A 19651-nucleotide genomic window follows, 5' to 3' on the forward strand; every position below is an offset into this window, starting at 1 on the left:
GGGCGCGCAGCGCCCTCGGTGAAGCCGGCGACGGTCTGGACGCCGAGGACGGCGCGGTCGTGGAACTCCTCGATCGTGCGTGCCCCGGCGTAGGTGCACGCCGACCGCACCCCGGCGCAGATCGCGTCGAGCAGGTCCTCGACGCCCGGCCGGGCCGGGTCGAGCAGCTGACGGGAGCTGGAGATGCCCTCCTCGAACAGCGCCTTGCGGGCTCGGTCGAACTTCCCGTCACCGCGGGTACGAACGCTCACGGCGCGTTTGGACGCCATCCCGAACGACTCCTTGTACGGCCGGCCGCTCTCGTCGTACAGCAGGTCGCCGGGCGACTCGTAGGTTCCGGCCAGCCACGAGCCGATCATCACGGCGGACGCGCCCGCCGCCAGTGCCAGCGCGACGTCGCGCGGGTGTCGCACCCCGCCGTCGGCCCACACCCGCACGCCGTGGTCCCGCCCGGCCGCCGCACATTCGGCGACCGCGGAGAACTGGGGGCGCCCGACCCCGGTCATCATCCGGGTGGTGCACATCGCTCCCGGGCCGACGCCGACCTTCACGATGTCGGCGCCCGCGGCAGCGAGGTCACGCACGCCCTCGGCGGTGACCACGTTCCCGGCGACGACCGGCACCGGCGCGCCGGCGTTGCCTCGGTCGTCCACGACGGCCCGCACGGCTCGCAGCGCATCGAGCATCTTGTCCTGATGACCGTGCGCCGTGTCGACGACGAGCACGTCGATCCCCGCGTCGAGCAGGGACTTCGCCTTCATCGCGACGTCGCCGTTGATGCCGAGCGCGGCGGCGGTGCGCAGCCGGCCCGCTGCGTCGAGGCTGGGAGTGTAGATCTCGGCGCGCAGCGCACCGAGCGCCGTGAGCAGCCCGGAGAGCGTGCCGTCCGCGTCGACGCCGAGCGCGACCCCGCGTCCTTCGAGCGCCTCGAACACCGCCCGCGGCGGGGTGTCCAGCGGCAGCACGAGCGGTGCAGGGTTCAGCACCTCGCAGAGCCGGGTGAAACGGTCGACGTCGCGGCACGCCCGTTCGTCGACGGTGCCGACGGGACGTGCGTCGTCGTCCACCACGACGACGGCGCCATGCGCCCGCTTGGACAGCAGGTTCAGCGCGTCGGCCACGGCGTCGCCGGTGTGCAGCACGAGTGGGGTGTCCCAGACCGGATGGCGGGACTTGATCCACGCGACGATCTCGGCGACCGCTTCCGGGGCGACATCCTGTGGCAGAACGGTCAGGGCGCCGCGGCGGGCCAGCGTCTCGGCCATCCGGCGGCCCGCGACGGAGGTCATGTTGGCGGCGATGACCGGCACCGTGGCCCCGGATCCATCGGCGGTGGCCAGGTCGACGTCGAAACGCGACACCACCGATGATCGCCTGGGGACGAGGAAGAGGTCGTCGTAGGTGAGATCGGCGTGGATACCCGAGCGGGGATCCTGGCCTTCGAGGAAGCGCACGGAAGGTGAAGTCTACCCGGGAAACAGCGCGCGAACCGCGTCGATCGTGTCGGCCTCGGCCGGCGTCTTGTCCGGGCGGTAACGCAGGACCCGGGCGAAGCGCAGCGCGACGCCGCCGATGTCTCCACCACCCGGGTGAGCAGTACGAGCCGATTGAACCAGCGAACCCCGACACCAACCCGCCCTGTGAGTGCGTAACAGTGTTCTAACACTGTTACGCACTCACGGAGGGGTGTGGTCAGCCCATCGACTTCGCGCCGTCGATCGCCTCGCGCAGGATGTCCGCATGCCCCGCGTGCTGAGCGGTCTCGGCAACGATGTGCAGCACGGTGCGCCGCACCGACCACCGCGCGCCCGGCTCGAACCACGGAGCGGCGGGCAGCGGGTGCGAGGTGTCGAGGTCGACGGTGGCGACGAGCTCGTCGGTCCGCCGGGCCACCTCCGCGTAACGCTCCAGCAACAGCGCCAGGGTCTCCCCGGGGAGCATCCGGAAGCTGAGCGCGTGCTGCTCGGCGGAGTCCTCGGTCATCGCCATGGCCGCAGCACCGCGCACGATGAAGTCGGCCCATGCCCGTTCGACGCCGGTCACATGCTTGATCAGTCCGCCGATGCACAGCTCGCTGACGGTCGCGCGCCGCGCCGCCTGCTCGTCACTGAGGCCGCGGGCGGTGAGGCGGAGGAAGTTGCGGTGCTTGTCCAGCGTCTCCACCAGGTCCGCCCGCTCGCCGGTGAGCGCGGTGGTGCCGGTGATCTCGGTGTCGCTCATGGTGCCGCCTCTCGTTCGTCGTCGTGCCGTGAGAACGACGGTACGGAGCAATCCGGTCGGTTTCCGTCCTCAATTGCCGGAGACTGGGGTCATGGCAAGCACAAGCTCGCGAACCCTGCGGTTGCTCTCCCTGCTACAGAGCCACCGTCACTGGCCGGGCGAGGAGCTGGCGGAGCGGCTCGGCGTCTCCCCGCGGACGCTGCGGCGGGACATCGACCGGCTCCGCGACCTCGGCTATCCCGTGCGGGGCAACCGCGGGGCCGACGGCGGCTACCAGCTCGCTCCCGGCACGGCGCTGCCCCCGCTGGTGGTGGACGACGAGGAGGCCGTGGCCCTCGCCGTCGGAATGCAGGCCGCCACCCAGGGCGCGGTCGCGGGCATCGAGGAGTCCGCGGTCCGGGCGCTGACCAAAGTCGTGCAGGTGATGCCGCCACGGCTGCGTCGCCGGGTCGATGCGCTGCGCGCGGTCACCGTTCCGGTGATCTGGGACGTCGGTGCGGCGCCGGTCGTCGACCCGGAGGTGCTGATCACGGTCGCGCAGGCCTGCCGGGACGCCGAACGCCTCGAGTTCGGCTACACCGCCCGTCACCGCGATCGCGCCGACCGGTTGGTCGAGCCGCATCGGCTGGTCCCGTACGGCAGGCGGTGGTATCTGGTCGCCTACGACCTCCACCGCCACGATTGGCGCAGCTTTCGGCTGGACCGGCTCACCGCGCCGCGGCGCACCGGCGCGCGGTTCCGGCCCCGGGAGCTCCCGACGCCCGACGCCGCGGAGTTCGTCCGTGCCGGCATCCGCACCCTGACGTCGACCCACACCGTCGAGGTGCTGGTGTACGCCCCGGCGCAGGCTGTCCGGGAGAAGCTCGGCCGATGGTGCACGGCCGAGGAGGTCGCCGGGGATGCCCACGAGGGGAACAGCTGTGTCCTGCGGATGTCCGCCGAGACGCTGGAGTGGCCGATGATGGCGCTCGGCGCGCTGGGCGCCGAGTTCGAGGTGCGCTCGCCGCCCGAGCTGACCGAGCTGGTCCGGGAGTGGGGCGCCCGGTTCACCCGCGCCGTCAGCTGACTCCCTGCGGCTGACGGTCGTCCGGATCGCGGCCAGGTAGCCGCCGAACCGGTACCCACCGCCGACGCGAGCACCCGGGAGCGCAACGTGCCATCAGAGGTCAACCGACCCTGTGAGTGCGTAACAGTGTTAGAACACTGTTACGCACTCACAGGGTGGGGGCAGGCCGCGGCGGCGGTGGCCAGTCGCAGCAGGTCCGCGATCCGGGCGACCCCGCAGCAGGTGCCGTCGGGGCCGGTCAGCACGAGATCGTCGTCGCTGCGGGAGGGGTCGCCGCGCATGCAGGTCTGGACGGCCGCGCGCACCGAGGTCCGCTCGCTGACCAGTATCGGTGGGTCGGCCAGCGTCCGGGCGGGCCGTGCGGCGTAGAGCGCCCGTCCGTAGGGCCCGGAGATGGCCAGCATGAATCGGTTGCGGTTGAGGTAGCCCGTCGGCCGCCGCTGCGGGTCGAGCAGGATGATCCCGCCGGCGAGCGGATGGTCGGCCAGCGCCCGGCGCGCGGCCTCCGCCGTCGCGCTCTCCGGCAGGGTGACCGCGGCCTGGGCCAGCTCGCGCACCATGGCGGGCGCCGGCCGGGGACGCGGTCGCGGCGCGGGCGTGCCGGCAGGTGCCGCTTCCGGCGACGTGAGCTCGACCGGCAGCCGCACCCCGGTGCTCGAGGGTCGTCGGCGCGGGTGGCTGAGCAGCATGCCCTGCGCCCAGGAGACGGTGTACCCGCGCAGCGCGGTCAACTGGTCCCCGCTCGTCACCCCGGTCGCGGCGACGCGCGTGCCGGTCGCAGCGCAGACGTCGCAGATCGCCGAGACGACGGCCTCGGCGGTACCGCCGGCCGGGAGCGCCGCGACCAGGTGCTCGTCGATCTTGACCAGGTCGGGCCGGATCGTCGGCACCAGATCCAGGCCGAAACCCCGGCCTATCGCGTCGAGCGCGATCCGAAAGCCCCAGCCGCGCAGCTCCGCCAGACCCTCGATCAGTGCGTCCACCGGAGCCGCCGAGATCGCAGGGTTCACCTCGAGCACGACCGGCGGGATCGCCCGCTGCCGCTCGGCGAGTCCGTCGAGCATCGAGCGCAGCCGACGCCGGCCGGTGACCACCGTGTCGGCGAGGATGTTGACGTGCAGCGGGACGCTCGCGTCGCAGTCGGTCGCGAAAGCCAGCGAGGCGAGCGCCACCCCGGCGTCGAGGTCGACGATCTGTCGCGTGCCCCAGACTGTGCCGGCGGCCCGCACTCCGACCTGGTCCCGCGGGTTGCGCGGGCGTACCTCGAAGCCGACGATCCGGGCGGTCCGCAGGTTGAACAGCGGATCAAAGGCGAAGCGTGGACTATCGTTCATCCTGATGGCCTAATTCTTAGGGGACCCTTGGTTGGTGCGGTAGCACTCTGTCACGGGGGAACGCGGCCTCGCTCGACGAGCAGATGAACTCTTGGTGACGCGCGGATAGCGCTGTGTGCTGGTGCGGGCGGCGGTCAGCGGGGCCGGGTCATCGCCAGCACATCCAATGCGCTGTCGAGTTCGGTGAGCGTGAGCCGACCCTCGTCGACGTGCCCGCGGGCGAGGACGACGTCGCGGATCGTCCTGCGCTCGGCGAGCGCCTGCTTGGCGATCGAGGCCGCCTCCTCGTAGCCGAGATACCGGTTCAGCGGGGTCACGATCGAGGGTGAGGACTCGGCGTACTCACGGGCGCGCGCGACGTCGGCCTGCGCGCCGTCGACGACCTTGTCGGCCAGCAGCCGGGCGACCGCGGTGAGCAGCCGCGCGGACTCCAGCACGTTGCGCGCCATGACCGGCATCATCACGTTGAGCTCGAGGTTGCCCTGGGCGCCTGCGAACGCGACGCAGGCGTCGTTGCCGATGACCTGAGCGGACACCATCATGGTGGCCTCGCAGATCACCGGGTTGACCTTGCCCGGCATGATCGAGCTTCCCGGCTGCAGATCGGGCAGGTTCAGCTCGGCGAGCCCGGTGCGGGGCCCGGAGCTCAGCCAGCGCAGGTCATTGGCGATCTTGAACAAGGACACCGCGACCGTGCGCAGCCCACCGGATGCCTCCACCAGACCGTCGCGGCAGCTCTGCGCCTCGATGTGGTCGGCCGCCTCGGTGAGCACGTCGAGTCCGGTCGCCGCGCGCAGTTCCGCCACGACGCCGGCGCCGAAACCCTCGGGTGCGTTCAACCCGGTGCCCACGGCGGTGCCTCCGATCGGGAGTTGTCCCAGCCGGGGAAGCACGTCACGGATCCTCGCGGCGCCGTACTCGGCCTGGGTGGCCCAGCCCCCCGCCTCTTGACCGAGGGTGATCGGCACCGCGTCCATCAGATGAGTCCGGCCTGCCTTGACGACCTCGGCCCAGTCGGTGGCCCGGCGGCGCAGGACGCCCGCGAGGTGCTCCAGCGCCGGGACGACCCCGACGGCGAGCGCCTCGGTGGCGGCGAGGTGGATCGTCGTGGGAAACACATCATTGGACGACTGCGACGCGTTGACGTGGTCGTTGGGATGGACCGGCCGCCCGCTCGCCCGGGTGGCGAGCGTGGCGATGACCTCGTTGGCGTTCATGTTCGACGAGGTCCCCGATCCGGTCTGGAAGACGTCGACCGGGAAATGCGCGTCGTGTTTGCCCGCGGCGACCTCGTCGGCCGCCGCGGCGATCGCATCGGCGAGCTGAGGATCCAGCACGCCGATCCGCCCGTTCACCCGCGCCGCCGCGCCCTTGACCAGACCGAGGGCGCGGATCTGGGCTCGTTCCAGTCCGCGTCCGGAGATGGGGAAGTTCTGGATGGCCCGCTGGGTCTGCGCGCGCCACAGCGCGTCCACGGGCACCAGGACCTCGCCCATGGTGTCGTGCTCGGTACGGAACTCGGGGCGGGCGGTGTCACTCGTCATGAGACCAGTCTTCTCGTTCGGGCCCGCGATGCGTACCCGATGCGGGTCCGGTCCGACGGCTCCGGCTCAGCGCACCACCTGAACAAGGTCCCCGGGCCTCAACGATCCGAAGAAGGCCTGCGCCGCCGAGCGGGTCAGGTGGATGCAGCCGTGTGACTGCTCCGCAAGGCTCCCTTCGTGGAACGCGATGCCGCCGTTGAAGAACACCGAGTACGGCATCGGAGCGTTGTCGAACAGGCTGCTGCGATGGTGCTTGTTCGTGAACGTGACGCGGAACGTGCCCGGTGGGGTGCGCCATCCCGGGCGCCCGTGCGTGATCGGCACCGGACCGTGGATGACGACGCCGTCGCGGATCAACCACGCGCGCTTCGCCGACAGGTCCACGCAGGCGCGCGCCGTCGGGCGGCACGGGAACCCGGCCGCCGGGGCCGGGTTCGACGCGGCAGGCGCTCGCCCCGCCCGGGTGAACGCGGGCGGGGCGGTGCTGGCCGGGTGCGCCGCCGGTGCGGACGATGCGGCCGGCGGGGGAGTCGATGACGGGGCAGCGGCGCTGGTGACGGGCGGGGCCTGGGCCGGGCCGGGCGCGGCGCCGTTCGGGGCCGGCCGCGCCGCGGCGGCGGACGGGGCCAGGTCACCGGCCGCCCCACCGCCGAGCAGCCCGGCCGCGGCGATGACCGCGATCAGACCCAGCATCCGCCCAGCCCGCACGTCCCCACCCCCGTGACCGCCGCCCGGTTCGTCACCGGACCAGCACGTTCCGTGCCGATCAAGCACCGAACAAGGAGGATCCGATCGATCGGGCGGGCGAGCCAGCCCCGAACGGGTGGGTAAACCTCACAATTCGGCCACGGGGCCGCGGTCACGGCAGCGGCGGCAACCCGTGCTCAGGCTCAGCGGCCACGGCCGGGGAGCCAAAGTTGATCGAGGAGTACTCCCGCAACTTCGTCAGCCGGTGGTAGGCGTCGATCATCCGCACGGTTCCCGACTTCGACCGCATGACGATCGACTGGGTGGTGCAACCACCCGCCCGATAGTGCACGCCGCGCAGCAGGTCGCCGTCGGTGATTCCGGTGGCACAGAAGAAGACGTTGTCCCCGGCCACGAGGTCGCCGGTCGTGAGAACGCGGTCCAGATCGTGCCCGGCGGCGATCGCCTTCGCCCGCTCGGCCTCGTCCTTGGGCCACAGCCGCCCCTGGATGGCGCCGCCCATGCACTTCAGCGCGGCGGCGGCGATGATCCCCTCCGGCGTGCCGCCGATGCCCAGCAACATGTCCACGCCGGTGTTCGGACGGGCTGCCGAGATCGCCCCCGCCACATCGCCGTCGGTGATGAAGTGGATGCGGGCACCGGTCGCCCGTACCTCCTTCACGATCGTCTCGTGCCGCGGGCGGTCGAGGATGCACACGGTCACGTCGGCCACGTCGATGTGCTTGGCCGCCGCGACCCGGCGAATGTTCTCCTCGACCGAAGCGGTGATGTCGATGACGTCCGCGGCCTCCGGACCGACCGCGATCTTCTCCATGTAGAACACCGCCGACGGATCGAACATCGCACCCCGCTCGGCCACGGCGAGCACCGCGATCGCATTGGGCATGCCCTTGCTCATCAGCGTGGTGCCGTCGATCGGATCGACCGCGACGTCACACCACGGACCCTCGCCGTTACCGACCTGCTCGCCGTTGAAGAGCATCGGCGCCTCGTCCTTCTCACCCTCGCCGATGACGACGACGCCGCGCATCGACACGCTCTGGATGAGGTGGCGCATCGCGTCGACGGCGGCGCCATCACCGCCGTTCTTGTCCCCTCGTCCGACCCACCGGCCCGCGGCCATCGCAGCGGCCTCGGTGACGCGGACCAGCTCCATGGCGAGGTTGCGGTCCGGGGTCTCGCGTCGCGGCTCGTGTTGCCGGTTGCTCATCAGCGCCTCCATCTGGGATCGGCCCCGCCCGGGTACCGGGCGGGCAGCGGTGGAAGCCCGCAACGGCCCAGCGGTCACCGGGCGGCGGGGTTGGTTCCGATCCTCGCAGATCACCTGGTTGGGCGGTGGGGCAAAGGGAGCAAGACCATGCCGGCTGGGACCATGGTGTCCGTGAGTTCTGAGCCCGGCCGAAGTGAGCGTCCACCGCCCGGCAAACCGGCGCGCTCCTCGCTGAGCATGCGCGACATGCTCGGCGCGCTGGCCGTACTCGCGGTGGTGGCCCTGGTTTTCGCCGCGACGACGCAGTCGTGTTCGTTCAGTCCCGGCGGGCCGTCGATCTCCGCGGACTCGGCCCCGGTGGTCGACGCGCAGGCCCGGCTGCGCGAGGCCGCGGTACACACGCCGTTCGCGTTGCGCGTCCCGGCGCTTCCCGCGGGCTGGCGGGCGAACTCCACCGATCAAGGGCTCGTCGGCGGTGGCGGCCGGGCCGTCCGGATCGGGTACCTGAGCCCGGACGGCCGGTACCTGAGGCTGGTGCAGAGCAACGCGGCGCAGGAGCCGCTGGTCGCGACCGAGGCCGGCGGGCCTCAGATCGGCCGCGGCACCGTCGAGGCGGGCGGTGCCACCTGGGTCGTCTACGGCAACGACGGCGAGGAGCCGTTCTGGGTGACGACCGTGCCGGGCGCGCCCGAGTCCCGATTGCTCATCACCGGCAGCGGGAGCGAGCAGGAGTTCCGCACGCTGGCCTCGGCGGCCCTGCACGGCGAGCGGCTGGCGGTCGGAACGCCGCCCAGCTGACGGTCGGCCACCCATGGGGTGCAGGGGCGGGGCGGCGCAGCTCAGACGTCGCCCTCACCCGCGGCGTTCAGGACGTCCTCGATGCGGGCTCGGGCTCCGGCCAACTGTTCCTCGCAGCGCCGCGCCAGGGCCTCGCCGCGCTCCCACAGCGCGATCGACTCGTCCAGGCTGAGGCCGCCGGTCTCCAGCGCGCGGACCACCTCGGCCAGCTCGTCGCGGGCCTGCTCGTAGCCCAGGCCATCGACGGTGGGCCGCTTTGCCGTGCTCATGGTCAGCCATCCTCCTCCGGCAGCACGGCGGCCGGCACCGCGCCGTCGGCCACCCGGATGCGCAGCCGATCGCCCGGTGCGACGTCCGCGATCGAGCGCAGCACCGGCCACGCGACGCCCGACCTGCCGTCGACATGCGCGGCCGGTACCCGCTGCACGACGGCATAGCCGCGGGCCAGGGTGGCGGCGGGACCGAGCGCGGCGAGCCGGGCGCGCAGGTGCTCCAGCTCGGTGGCGGATCGGTCGAGCCCGCGGTCGAGACTTGTCCGAGAGGCCGCGCGCAGTCGTTCGATCTCGATGTGCCGGTCGGTCAGCGCGCGCAGCGGATCGGCCAGCACCGGACGGGCACGCAGCGCGGTCAGCAGCCGTTGCTCCCGATCGACCCAGCCATGCAGCGCCCGGCGGGCCCGGTCCCGCAGCCCGCCGATGCGGGCGGTCTCCTCGGCGAGCTCGGGGACGAGACTGCGGCCCGCCTCGGTGGGGGTGGAACAGCGCACGTCCGCGACATGGTCGACGAGCGGGGTGTCCGGTTCGTGACCGATCGCCGAGACCACCGGGGTGCGGCACGCTGCGACCGCCCGGCACAGCGTTTCGTCGGAGAACGGCAGCAGATCCTCGATGCTGCCGCCGCCTCGGGCCAGCACGATCACCTCGACGGCCGGGTCGCGGTCCAGCACCTCCAGCGCCTCGACGATCTGCGGGACCGCCAGCGCGCCCTGGGTCGCGGCGTGTTCGATCCGGAAGCGGACCGCAGGCCAGCGCGCGGTGGCGTTCGACACGACGTCGTGTTCGGCGGCCGACGCCCGACCGGTGATCAGCCCGATGCAGCCGGGCAGGAAAGGGGGCTTGCGTTTGCGTACGGGGTCGAACAAACCCTCGGCGGCGAGCAGCCTGCGTAGCCGCTCGATCCGGGCGAGCAGCTCGCCGATCCCCACGGCGCGGATCTGGTCCACCCGCAGGCTCAGGGTCCCACGACCCAGGAAGAACGACGGCTTGCCGTGCACGACCACCCGGTTGCCTTCGGCGACCGCGGGGCCGCTCTCGCGGATCAGCGACATCGGGCAGGTGAGCTGCAGGGACACGTCGGCCGCCGGGTCGCGCAGCACGAGAAACGCCGTCCCCGTCCCGGGCCGGGCGGTGACCTGCGCGAGCTGGCCCTCGACCCACACCGCGCCGAGACGGTCCACCCACTCGGCGATCTTGCGGGCGACCGTGCGGACCGGCCAGGGCGACTCCTGGGAGGTGGCGGCGGTGCTCACCCCTCGGTGATCGTGGCGATGCGGTTGCTGAGCATCGTCACGAAGGGGGGCCGGTTCTCGTGGCGGATCTCCCAGTCCAGCAGCAGGCGCAGGTCTTCGACGCTCAGCTGCCGCAGTCGGCCCCGCAGCTGCGGAATCGAGAGCTGCGGGTAGCCGGGCATGATGTTCGGCCCTACCGACCCGTCGTCGGTGCGTTCCCGGTCGTCGGCATCGCGGCCGATGACCTCGCCGGCCGCGGCGCTCGCGGTCGCGGTCGCGGCCGTGCTCGTCGCGATGGCGGCGCCGATATCGGCGGGGTCCTCCCGGTCCGGCCCTTCGGAGGCGAACTCGTCCAGGTCGGCGTCGGGGTCGTCGCGGGCGCCCTGGTGCATTGTGGTCACCGTGCCGCTTCGACCGTGGGCGGTCGATCCGGGCTCCTCGTCGTCGAACGTGGCCCAGCTGGGCTCCTCGGGGATCGGGCGCAGGATGCTGAGCACGCGGTCCCCTTTGATCGCCAGCTCGGTGACCTTCTGCTGCACGTGCATGGAGGTCTGCAATGCCTGGCTCACCGCGGTGACCGGAAACTCGACGACCAGTCGCGGCAGGCAGCGGACCTGTTCGACGGCGGTGGCGACGAGGCCGGCGGCAATCCGCACCGGCAGCGGTAGCGGCTTCATGTTCAGCATCATCCCCTCTCCCTCCGTTCGTAGCACCCATAGGCCGGCCGCGAAATGATGATCGTCGGTCGGTTGGGTCACGCCCCCGGCGGGGACGTCGCGCCCGGCCGTACCCTGGGCTCATGTCCGGATCGGAGAACAAGCGCGTCCTGCTGGCCAAGCCACGGGGTTACTGCGCCGGAGTCGACCGGGCCGTCGAGGCCGTGGAGCGGGCCCTGCAGCAGCATGGCTCGCCCGTCTACGTGCGCAAGCAGATCGTGCACAACCGGCACGTCGTCGAGACGCTGACCGAGCGGGGCGCGATCTTCGTGGACGAGGCCGACGACGTACCCGAGGGCGCGTTGCTGGTGTTCTCCGCGCATGGTGTCTCACCCGCGGTGCGGGACCAGGCACGCGAGCGAGCGCTGCGCACCATCGATGCAACGTGTCCGCTGGTCACCAAGGTTCACGGTGAGGCGAAGCGATTCGCCCGCGAGGACTACGACATTTTGCTCGTCGGCCATCGCGGACACGAGGAGGTCGAGGGAACCGCGGGCGAGGCGCCGGCACATATTCAGCTCGTCGAGTCCGCAGAGGACGTCGCGAAGGTGACGGTCCGCGACCCGGACAAGGTGGTGTGGTTGTCGCAGACCACGCTGAGCGTCGACGAGACGATGGAAACGGTCCGCGCGCTGCGGGAACGTTTCCCCACGCTGCAGGACCCGCCCAGCGACGACATCTGTTACGCAACCCAGAACCGGCAGGTCGCGGTGAAGGCGATGGCGCCCAGCTGCGATCTGGTCCTTGTGGTGGGTTCGCCGAACTCCTCGAACTCGGTCCGGCTGGTCGAGGTCGCGCTGTCGGCGGGCGCCGGGGCGGCCCATCTCATCGACTTCGCCCGGGAGATCGACGAGTCGTGGCTCGAGGGCGTCGAGGTGATCGGGCTGACAAGTGGTGCGTCCGTTCCCGAAATTCTCGTTCAGGGGGTGCTCGATTTCCTCGCCCAGCGCGGCTGGGCCGACGTCGAGGAGATCAATACCGCCGAGGAGACCTTGACGTTCGCCCTGCCCCGCGAGCTCCGGCCGAGCCGCGCCGGTCGATAGTCCCGGCGGAGTCGCGCTTCGCGGCCCGCAGCTCGTCGCGGGCCGGCGCCGCGCGGCTGCGCCCGGTCGTCGTGCCGCGGGTGGAGCCGCGGCCCTCGGCGGCGTCCCCGGGTTCGGTCCGGCGTGCGGGCTGGGTGCGGCGCGTGCGGGCCGGGCGTGGGGTGACGGGGCGATCCGCATCCGCACCGGCGGTGTGCCGGGGACGTTCGGGGCGGGAATCGTCGAGGCGCTGCACGTCGATGCGCTGCAACAGGATCCGCGCGACCGCGATCGCCGCCACGACCGCCGTCGTCGTCGCCATCATCGGGAACGAGTTGATCATTGGTGCCCCGACCAGCAGCAGCCGCTCCGCGATCCCGGCGCCGGGGCCCGGAGCGCCGACCAGCCACACGACGACGGGGACCACGGTGGCGATGAGCAGGGGCGGCTGAACGACCGGGGCGAACAGGCTGCGACGGCGCACCCAGGCGACCGCCAGCACGCAGCCGGTGAAGTAGCAGATCGTGAACACCAGGCCGACGGTGCCGATGCGCAGAATGTCGATGAGGACGCCGAGCGTCGTGAACGCCAGGGCGGTCCCGACCGCGGCCAGCGGCGGGACGCCCAGCACGGTGGCGAGCGCGGAGCGCTCAAGCATCGGCCACCGGCCGCCGGAGGCCGGCGGCCGCTTCTGCCCTGGTGCGGTACTCCGGGGCGCGGTCACCCGTTCACGGTAGTCCGTGACTCCTCGACATCCGTGACCGGTTCGCGGCCGAGCTCGTCCAACGCGACGAGCGAGTCGGCGGCGGAAGCCACCAGCTCGGGCGCCGCGACGGTCCGCGGCGCGCGCTCGACCTGACCGGGGGTGACGAGTTCGTCGTCGGCCACCTTGAGTTCGGTGAGCTTGCGGGCCGTGACGAGCACCCGGGACTCCAGCGACGCCACCGTCTGGTTGTAACTGGCGACGGCCGTGTCGAGGCTTCGCCCGAGCTTGGCGACGTGACTGCCCATCGTGGCGAGCCTGCTGTGCAGCTCCTTGCCGAGTTGATGTACCTGCGCGGCGTTGCGCGCGAGTGCCTCCTGCCGCCAGCTGTAGGCGACGGTGCGCAGCAGCGCGATCAGCGTGGTGGGTGTGGCCACGACGACGTTGCGGGAGAACGCGTGCTCGAGCAGCGACGGGTCGGCCTGCAAGGCGGCCTCCAGGAATGGGTCGCCCGGGACGAACAGCACGACGAACTCCGGCGACGGGTCGAAGGCGGCCCAGTATGACTTGGCCGAGAGTGCGTCGACGTGGTGGCGCAGCTGACGGGCGTGCGCGCTCAACCGTTCCTTGTGCTCGCCCACGTCGCGGCTCTCCACGGCCTCCAGGTACGCCGCGAACGGGACCTTCGCGTCGACGACGATTCGCTTGCCGCCCGCGAGGTGCACGACCATGTCGGGCCGGATGCCGCCGTCGTCTCCCTGCGCGCTCACCTGGGTGGAGAAGTCACAGTGCTCGACCATCCCGGCGAGCTGCACGATCCGCTCGAGCTGCAGTTCGCCCCAGCGGCCGCGGACCTGCGGTGCCCGCAGCGCGTTGACCAGCTGCTTCGTCTCGTTCTGCAGCTGTTCAGAGCTGCGGTGCATCGCCGTGACCTGTTCGCGCAGCCCGGCGTAGGCGGACTCCCGATCCTTCTCCACGGTGCGCAGCTGCCCTTCGACGCGGGCCAGCGTGGCCGTCATCGGGTCGAGCAGGTTGCTGATGGCCTGCGCCCGGGCGGTGGCGTCGCCCTCGGCCTTGGCGGCGATCGCCGCGGTGGCTTCCTTGATCCGGCCCTCGGCGAGGGCGACGAACTGCTCGTTGTTGCGCGCCAACGCATCCGCCGAGAGCGCCTGGAACGCCTGCTTGAGCTCCTCGTCGCGCCGGGTGAGCAGCTCCTCGCGGGCGGCGCTCGCGTCCCGTTCGGTGCGCAGCGCCGCGGCCGAGGCCGCGGCCTCTGACTCCGCCCGGCGCAGCCGCTCGGTGGCCCGCTCGACCTGCTCGGACAGGTCCTCGATCCGCTCCAGGAGCCCGGTCCGCTCAGCGCGCAGCGCGGCCGCATCGGCCCGCGCGGACGCCGACACGTCGGCCACCCGCTGGGCGGCCTCGGCGGTGGCGGCGCGATGGCGGGCGCTGAGTAACAGCCACGCCAGGCCCGTCCCCACGGCCAGCCCGATCAACAGACCGATGAGCAGCATGTTCAGTCCGGCGACGAGATCCACGCCGACACTGTGCACCCGGGGTCCGACAGATCGGGCCAGCCACGCCGGACACCCGACCGGGTGTCCGGCCAACGGCGCCTCCGGGGCGCCGACCGGCCGAACGAATGATCGATGCAACCGTTCGACGTGGACCGGGGCGCGGTCGAGCCGTGGCGGTCAGGCGGCCGCGGCCTCGTGGTCCAGTAGCCAGCGCTTGACGTCCAGGCCCCAGCGGAACCCGCCGAGCGTCCCGTCCAGGCGCAGGACCCGGTGGCACGGAACGAACAGTGCGGTGGCATTGCGGGCGCATGCCGCGGCGGCGGCGCGGATCGCGGCGGGCCGGCCCGCCTTGGCGGCGTACTCGGTGTAGGTCACGGGGCTGCCCGCGGGCACCGTGCGCAGCACCTCCCAGGCGTGCTCCAGGAACTCGCCCGACCGCTGCCGCACGCCGATCGCGTCCACCGCGAACAGATCTCCCGTGTGGTAGCCGCGGATCGCCGCGCTCACCGGACCCAGATCGTTCCGGTGCCGCGGCGATCTCGGCCGCAGCGTGGGGTGTATCAGCGCCAGCAGCTCCGCCAGTTCGGCGGTCCAGCCGGAGGCGAGCACGGCACCGTCGTCGTCGAGGACGGCCGTGAACGGGCCGATGGGGGTGTCACATGTGGACCAGCTGGTCATGACGCTGTCCTCCCGTTCCGGGGTGTGGTGGCGGCGATGCGCCAGAGATGGGTGGCGGCGTACGACCGCCAAGGGCGCCAGCGCTGCGCGTGCCGCGTGAGAGCGTCCATATCGGATGAGATGCCGAGCGCGCGGGCACCGCGGCGGACCGCGATGTCACTCGCGAGCAACTCGTCGGGCGTGCCGAGCAATCGCATGGACAGGTAGCCCGCGGTCCATGGCCCGATGCCGGGCAGCGCGGTGAGGGTGGCGTGCAGTTCGGCGGGATCGCGGGCGACGTCGAGCACGAGGGTTCCGTCCGCCAGGGCCCTGGCCAGCCCGAGCACGGCGGCGGTCCGCCGCGCCGGTCCGGTGAGCACCTCGGCGGCGTGCTCGGCGATGGCCTCCGCGGTGGGGAACAGCAGGTCCGGCCCGTCCCCGGCGAGCCCCGCCGGGAGCCGTTCACCGAGCGCGGCGGCCAGCCGGGACGAGGTGGTGCGGGCCGCCGCGACCGAGACCTGCTGGCCCAGCATGGCCCGTATCGCCTGCTCGACGCCGTCCACACTGCCCGGCAACCGGATGCCGGGCACCGCGGCGACCGCCTGCGCCAGCGCCGGATCCGCGCCGAGCACCTCGTCGACGGCGACGGGGTCGGCGTCGAGGTCGAACAAGCGGCGAAGCCGGGCCACCGCGGGCCCCAGATCGCGGGGATCGGCCAGCCGCAGGGTCGCGGTGAGGTGGCCGCCCCGCGAGGCGTCGGCGGAGCGCCCGTTGGGACGGCGTGCGTTGGCCCGCACCGGCGAGAGCGCGACCGTCGCGGGACCGTGCGGCAGCCGCAGGGTGCGTCGATAGGTCCCGTTCGCGACCGACTCGACCCGGTCGAGCGCTCTGGCGGCGAAGAAGCCGAGCAGCCCGGCGGCGTCGAAGGGGGTCCGGTACGGCAGCCGCAGAACGAGCGTGCCTGCTGTGGCCGGGGCCGCACCGCGGCGTCGTCCCGCCTCCGCGCGCAGGCTCGTCGGCGCCACCCCGTAGACCTCGCGGACGGTGTCGTTGAACTGGCGCACGCTCGCGAAACCCGCCGCGAACGCGATGTCCGCCATCTGAAGCGGGGTGGTCTCGATGAGCAGCCGGGCGGTATGCGCTCGATGGGCCCGGGCCAGGGCGAGCGGGCCGGCGCCCAGTTCCGCGGTGAGCACGCGGTTGAGGTGGCGCTCGGAGTAGCCCAGACGGGCGGCGAGGCCGCTGACCCCGTCCCGCTCGACGACGCCGTCGGCGATCAGTCGCATGGCACGCCCGGCGAGGTCGGCCCGGCTGTTCCAGTCCGGCGAACCGGGGACGGCGTCGGGTCGGCAGCGCCGGCAGGCCCGGTACCCGCGAAGCTGGGCGGCGCCCGCCGTCGGTAGGAACTCGACGTTGGCCCGCTTGGGCGTGGTCGCCGGGCAGGACGGTCGGCAGTAGATCCCGGTGGTGCGCACGGCCGTGATGAACAGCCCGTCGAAGCGCGAGTCGCGCGAGGCGACGGCGCGGTAGCAGCGTTCCTGGTCGAGCACGAGACCGATGCTGCCACCCGGCCGGATCCCGCTCTGGCGGAAATCGGACGCCGCTGGTGCGGGTTCGGCTCCGGCGGATGCCGCCGCGAGCACATGATCGGGTCGGGGCCCCGGATGTCGTCGGCGCCCGGCCCGATCGCGCTCGGTCGTACGCGACTACCCTGGTGCGGCGTGTCCCTCACCCTCGGCATCGTCGGTCTGCCCAACGTCGGCAAGTCGACCCTGTTCAACGCGCTGACCCGCAACGACGTGCTGGCCGCCAACTACCCGTTCGCGACGATCGAACCGAACGTCGGCGTCGTGCCGCTGCCCGACCCGCGGCTGGACCGGCTCGCCGAGATCTTCGGCTCGTCCCGCACCGTCCCGGCGACGGTGTCGTTCGTGGATATCGCGGGCATCGTCAAGGGCGCGTCCGAGGGCGCCGGGCTGGGCAACAAGTTCCTCGCGAACATCCGCGAGTCCGACGCGATCTGCCAGGTCGTGCGGGTGTTCGACGACCCCGACGTGGTGCACGTCGAGGGTCGCGTCGACCCCGCCTCCGATATCGAGACGGTGGCGACCGAGCTGATCCTCGCCGACCTGCAGACGCTGGAGAAGGCGCTGCCCCGGCTGCAGAAGGAGGCGCGCACCCACAAGGACCGGCGCCCCGCGCTCGAGGCGGCCGAGGCCGCCGTCGAGATCCTGAACTCGGGCCGGACCCTGTTCGCGGCGGGTGTCGACCGCGCCCCGCTGCGCGAGCTGTCGCTGCTCACCACCAAGCCGTTCCTCTACGTCTTCAACGTCGATGAGGCCGTGCTCGCCGATCACACCCGCCGCAAGGAGCTCGCCGAGCTGGTCGCGCCGGCCGACGCGGTGTTCCTCGACGCCAAGGTCGAGGCCGAGCTGCTGGAGCTCGACGAGGAGTCGATGCGCGAGCTGCTGGAGTCGATCGGCCAGGACGAGCCGGGCTTGCACGCGCTGGCCCGCGCCGGGTTCCACACCCTCGGCCTGCAGACCTATCTCACCGCGGGGCCGAAGGAGGCCCGGGCCTGGACGATCCCGAAGGGTGCCACGGCCCCGCAGGCCGCCGGGGTGATCCACTCCGACTTCGAGCGCGGCTTCATCAAGGCCGAGGTCGTCTCGTTCGACGACCTGGTCGAGGCCGGGTCGATGGCCGCGGCCAAGGCGGCGGGCAAGGTGCGGATGGAGGGCAAGGACTACGTCATGGTCGACGGCGACGTGGTCGAGTTCCGGTTCAACGTCTGATCGGGTCCTGTTTCAGCTGGTCAGCGGGCTGCGCGGCGTCGTCGTTCGCCAGCGGTTCGTCAGCGGGCGCGACGACCTGGCCCAGCATGGCCGCTGCGGCGGCGCGGGTGCGGTCCTCGGCGGTCGGCCATAGGTGCGCGTAGGGGTTGAGGGTGACGGTCGCGCTGGTGTGGCCGAGGGCGCATCGGACGGCCGCAGCCTCGCCGAGTCGAAGCCCCGCGAAGCCGCAGAGGGCGATGAACGACCGGAAGTCGCGATTCGCGAGGTCACGGCGGCCCCGGCGCCGCCACGCGAAGCTGCGCCCTCCGGCCGGTCCCCGCGCAGCGCGCGGTTGGTTACTCTGGCTCGGGAGCACGACAGGCTATTGGTCTGTCTCCTTGCCGAGTAGCACGTTGTAGACCTCCGGTGCATAGAATTTTCGGGTCCCTCCGGATTCAATGCCTAACGGGGCTATCACGCCTATTTCCACGAGCTGTCCGACGAGACTGTTTGCGCGACCGTAAGAGAGTTCCAGCTCTCTTTGAACAGTCCGGACCGTAAATGAGATGTTGGAGACTGCAAAGTCTACAAGAGAATATGCCGTGTCTGCTCGAAGCTTCGACTTCCGAACGCGGTCCTTCATGTTGGACTGTACCTCAACTAGGGCGATCATTCGGTCGTGGGTCCTCTGGGCGGAGGCCTCCAGGCCTTCCGCAAAGAATCTCACGTACGGATCCCAGGCTGCTTCCGTGCTGACGGCGAACAGGTGGTCGTAGTATTCGCCGCGTCGCGCCTCGAACCACGGTGAGACGGTCAATGTCGGCTCCAGCAGGGTACCTTGCTCAAAGAGGTGGATGACGATCAGCATTCGGCCGATTCGCCCGTTTCCGTCGTTGAACGGATGCAATGTCTCGAACTGGTAGTGGGCGAGTGCTGCCGCAACGACTGGATCCATGTGTCGGCCAGTTTCCTTGTCTGCCATCCATTCGAGTAGGTCTCGGAGGTTCGCCTGGAGATCCAGCCCTGGAGGGGAGGGAACGAAACGTGCGGCATGGACGGGCAAGTCGCTGAGTCGTGCATCGCTGCGCTGTCCTATGACAACTTGATGGCCGCGTACTTTTCCCGACGATGTGCCCTCCGCCTTGGTCCGGTGCACGAGGATTTGCTGAAGCTGCTCCAGCATGTTGACAGTCAATGGTCGGCCCTGCTCGACCCATTTGAAGGCACTCTCGGCCATCACGACGTAGTTCAGGACTTCGCGCATATCTACGCTCTGCGGTCGATCTTCGTCAGCCGTAAGTACTTCGGCAAGTGGAGCATACGTTCCTTCAAGAGCTGAAGTGCTCTGCGCCTCTGCTCGCAGTGAGGGGCGGCGAAATAGACGAGGGTTCGGCAGCCGACGGGCAGTGCTGTCGAGCGCGGCAAGGGCGGCACGCGCATCTGCTACTGCTCGATAAGTCGCTCCCGTCAGGTCGGGAGACTCTGTCGGAAGTGGGTCTGGAACGAATGCCATGTGAGTCCACTCACCGCGTCGGGGGTCTGTTCCATTTATCTCGACCAGGCTGCCTGGAGCGTTGTCCGCGAATGCATCGAGGTTCATCATTTCAGTCTAGCGGCAGATGTCACACATGACGACGATGTCAGTCATCACTAACTTGAGTGACATGCTCCTGTCGGGCGGGTCTGCCGATGTGTGTCAGTCATGTGCAACGCAGGCGCTGTCTGTGTCACGGAAGTGGCGGTTGGCAGACATGATCCTTGCGAGCTGGAGCCATCATCAGCATGCAAGTTCAGACAAGCTGTGAAGGTCGAAGCAAGTCGAACATACGGACGAACGTGCGCCCTCGCCGGGCGGGCTCGGGTGCGGGCGTATCG

19 protein-coding genes are annotated in these 19651 nt (G+C 71.2%); 4 read left to right on the forward strand and 15 right to left on the reverse strand.

Going from position 1 to position 19651, the window contains the following annotated elements:
* Together ACFQE5_RS06745 and ACFQE5_RS06755 are read right to left on the reverse strand one after the other, a co-directional pair.
* The coding region (locus ACFQE5_RS06745; protein WP_379583943.1) for a GuaB1 family IMP dehydrogenase-related protein at nt 1-1454 on the reverse strand (1454 nt) is incomplete at its 3' end.
* Between the two features lie 238 nt (nt 1455-1692).
* Complete coding sequence (locus ACFQE5_RS06755) at nt 1693-2220, reverse strand: DinB family protein (protein WP_379583944.1); 528 nt, start codon at nt 2218-2220, stop codon at nt 1693-1695.
* Between the two features lie 91 nt (nt 2221-2311).
* Here ACFQE5_RS06755 and ACFQE5_RS06760 point away from each other — a divergent pair, with 91 nt between their 5' ends.
* Complete coding sequence (locus ACFQE5_RS06760) at nt 2312-3286, forward strand: helix-turn-helix transcriptional regulator (protein ID WP_379583945.1); 975 nt, start codon at nt 2312-2314, stop codon at nt 3284-3286.
* A 140-nt stretch (nt 3287-3426) separates the two neighbouring features.
* Here the strand turns inward: ACFQE5_RS06760 and ACFQE5_RS06765 are convergent, their stop codons facing one another.
* The 4 genes from ACFQE5_RS06765 to glpX form a co-directional block, all read right to left on the reverse strand.
* Nucleotides 3427-4620: an EAL domain-containing protein gene (locus ACFQE5_RS06765; RefSeq protein ID WP_379583946.1), complete on the reverse strand. Its 1194-nt coding sequence runs from the start codon at nt 4618-4620 to the stop codon at nt 3427-3429.
* Between the two features lie 134 nt (nt 4621-4754).
* Nucleotides 4755-6164, reverse strand: coding sequence for a class II fumarate hydratase (locus ACFQE5_RS06770; protein ID WP_379583947.1), 1410 nt, complete (start codon nt 6162-6164; stop codon nt 4755-4757).
* A 66-nt stretch (nt 6165-6230) separates the two neighbouring features.
* Nucleotides 6231-6872: a L,D-transpeptidase gene (locus ACFQE5_RS06775; protein WP_379583948.1), complete on the reverse strand. Its 642-nt coding sequence runs from the start codon at nt 6870-6872 to the stop codon at nt 6231-6233.
* A 151-nt stretch (nt 6873-7023) separates the two neighbouring features.
* Nucleotides 7024-8082, reverse strand: a complete 1059-nt coding sequence (gene glpX, locus ACFQE5_RS06780; protein ID WP_379583949.1) for a class II fructose-bisphosphatase — start codon at nt 8080-8082, stop codon at nt 7024-7026.
* Between the two features lie 171 nt (nt 8083-8253).
* Here glpX and ACFQE5_RS06785 point away from each other — a divergent pair, with 171 nt between their 5' ends.
* Nucleotides 8254-8880 (forward strand): DUF4245 domain-containing protein, encoded by a 627-nt coding sequence (locus ACFQE5_RS06785; RefSeq protein WP_379583950.1) that lies wholly within the window; start codon nt 8254-8256, stop codon nt 8878-8880.
* Nucleotides 8881-8921: 41 nt separating this feature from the next.
* Here ACFQE5_RS06785 and ACFQE5_RS06790 read toward each other — a convergent pair whose 3' ends face one another.
* Genes ACFQE5_RS06790 through ACFQE5_RS06800 form a run of 3 tightly spaced genes read right to left on the reverse strand, consistent with a single transcriptional unit; the run spans nt 8922 to nt 11076 of the window.
* Complete coding sequence (locus ACFQE5_RS06790) at nt 8922-9149, reverse strand: exodeoxyribonuclease VII small subunit (RefSeq protein ID WP_379583951.1); 228 nt, start codon at nt 9147-9149, stop codon at nt 8922-8924.
* 2 nt (nt 9150-9151) lie between these two features.
* On the reverse strand, nt 9152-10408 hold the full coding sequence (gene xseA / locus ACFQE5_RS06795; protein ID WP_379583952.1) for an exodeoxyribonuclease VII large subunit: 1257 nt from the start codon (nt 10406-10408) through the stop codon (nt 9152-9154).
* Nucleotides 10405-11076: a lipid droplet-associated protein gene (locus ACFQE5_RS06800; RefSeq protein WP_379583953.1), complete on the reverse strand. Its 672-nt coding sequence runs from the start codon at nt 11074-11076 to the stop codon at nt 10405-10407. Before ACFQE5_RS06800 ends, xseA begins: the two co-directional genes overlap by 4 nt.
* Nucleotides 11077-11186: 110 nt before the next feature.
* Between ACFQE5_RS06800 and ACFQE5_RS06805 the strand changes: the two genes are divergently transcribed.
* Entirely contained in the window at nt 11187-12146 is a 960-nt protein-coding gene (locus ACFQE5_RS06805) for a 4-hydroxy-3-methylbut-2-enyl diphosphate reductase (RefSeq protein WP_379583954.1), read from the forward strand.
* Here the strand turns inward: ACFQE5_RS06805 and ACFQE5_RS06810 are convergent.
* The 4 genes from ACFQE5_RS06810 to ACFQE5_RS06825 all read right to left on the reverse strand — a co-directional run bounded on the left by ACFQE5_RS06810 (nt 12076) and on the right by ACFQE5_RS06825 (nt 16552).
* On the reverse strand, nt 12076-12849 hold the full coding sequence (locus tag ACFQE5_RS06810; protein WP_379583955.1) for a DUF6542 domain-containing protein: 774 nt from the start codon (nt 12847-12849) through the stop codon (nt 12076-12078). The two genes, ACFQE5_RS06805 and ACFQE5_RS06810, sit on opposite strands and share 71 nt — an antisense overlap.
* Complete coding sequence (locus tag ACFQE5_RS06815) at nt 12846-14366, reverse strand: DNA recombination protein RmuC (RefSeq protein ID WP_379583956.1); 1521 nt, start codon at nt 14364-14366, stop codon at nt 12846-12848. The genes ACFQE5_RS06810 and ACFQE5_RS06815 overlap by 4 nt, the downstream gene beginning before the upstream one ends.
* Before the next feature lie 156 nt (nt 14367-14522).
* Nucleotides 14523-15023, reverse strand: a complete 501-nt coding sequence (locus tag ACFQE5_RS06820) for a methylated-DNA--[protein]-cysteine S-methyltransferase (protein WP_379583957.1) — start codon at nt 15021-15023, stop codon at nt 14523-14525.
* The gene (locus ACFQE5_RS06825) at nt 15020-16552 is read right to left on the reverse strand and encodes an AlkA N-terminal domain-containing protein (RefSeq protein ID WP_379583958.1); all 1533 of its coding nucleotides are present in this window, start codon (nt 16550-16552) and stop codon (nt 15020-15022) included. The genes ACFQE5_RS06820 and ACFQE5_RS06825 overlap by 4 nt, the downstream gene beginning before the upstream one ends.
* Nucleotides 16553-16723: 171 nt before the next feature.
* On the opposite strand from ACFQE5_RS06825, the gene ychF reads away from it, so the two are divergent.
* A complete protein-coding gene (gene ychF, locus ACFQE5_RS06830) occupies nt 16724-17797 on the forward strand; it encodes a redox-regulated ATPase YchF (RefSeq protein WP_379583959.1) in 1074 nt (357 codons plus the stop codon).
* On the opposite strand, the gene ACFQE5_RS06835 is transcribed toward ychF, so the two are convergent.
* Together ACFQE5_RS06835 and ACFQE5_RS06840 are read right to left on the reverse strand one after the other, a co-directional pair.
* Nucleotides 17787-18152, reverse strand: coding sequence for a hypothetical protein (locus ACFQE5_RS06835; RefSeq protein WP_379583960.1), 366 nt, complete (start codon nt 18150-18152; stop codon nt 17787-17789). The two genes, ychF and ACFQE5_RS06835, sit on opposite strands and share 11 nt — an antisense overlap.
* Before the next feature lie 6 nt (nt 18153-18158).
* A complete protein-coding gene (locus ACFQE5_RS06840; protein ID WP_379583961.1) occupies nt 18159-19376 on the reverse strand; it encodes a Fic family protein in 1218 nt (405 codons plus the stop codon).
* Between the last annotated feature and the right edge of the window lie 275 nt (nt 19377-19651).

The sequence above is a fragment of the Pseudonocardia hispaniensis genome (genome assembly GCF_042658695.1).
GTDB lineage: Bacteria > Actinomycetota > Actinomycetes > Mycobacteriales > Pseudonocardiaceae > Pseudonocardia > Pseudonocardia hispaniensis.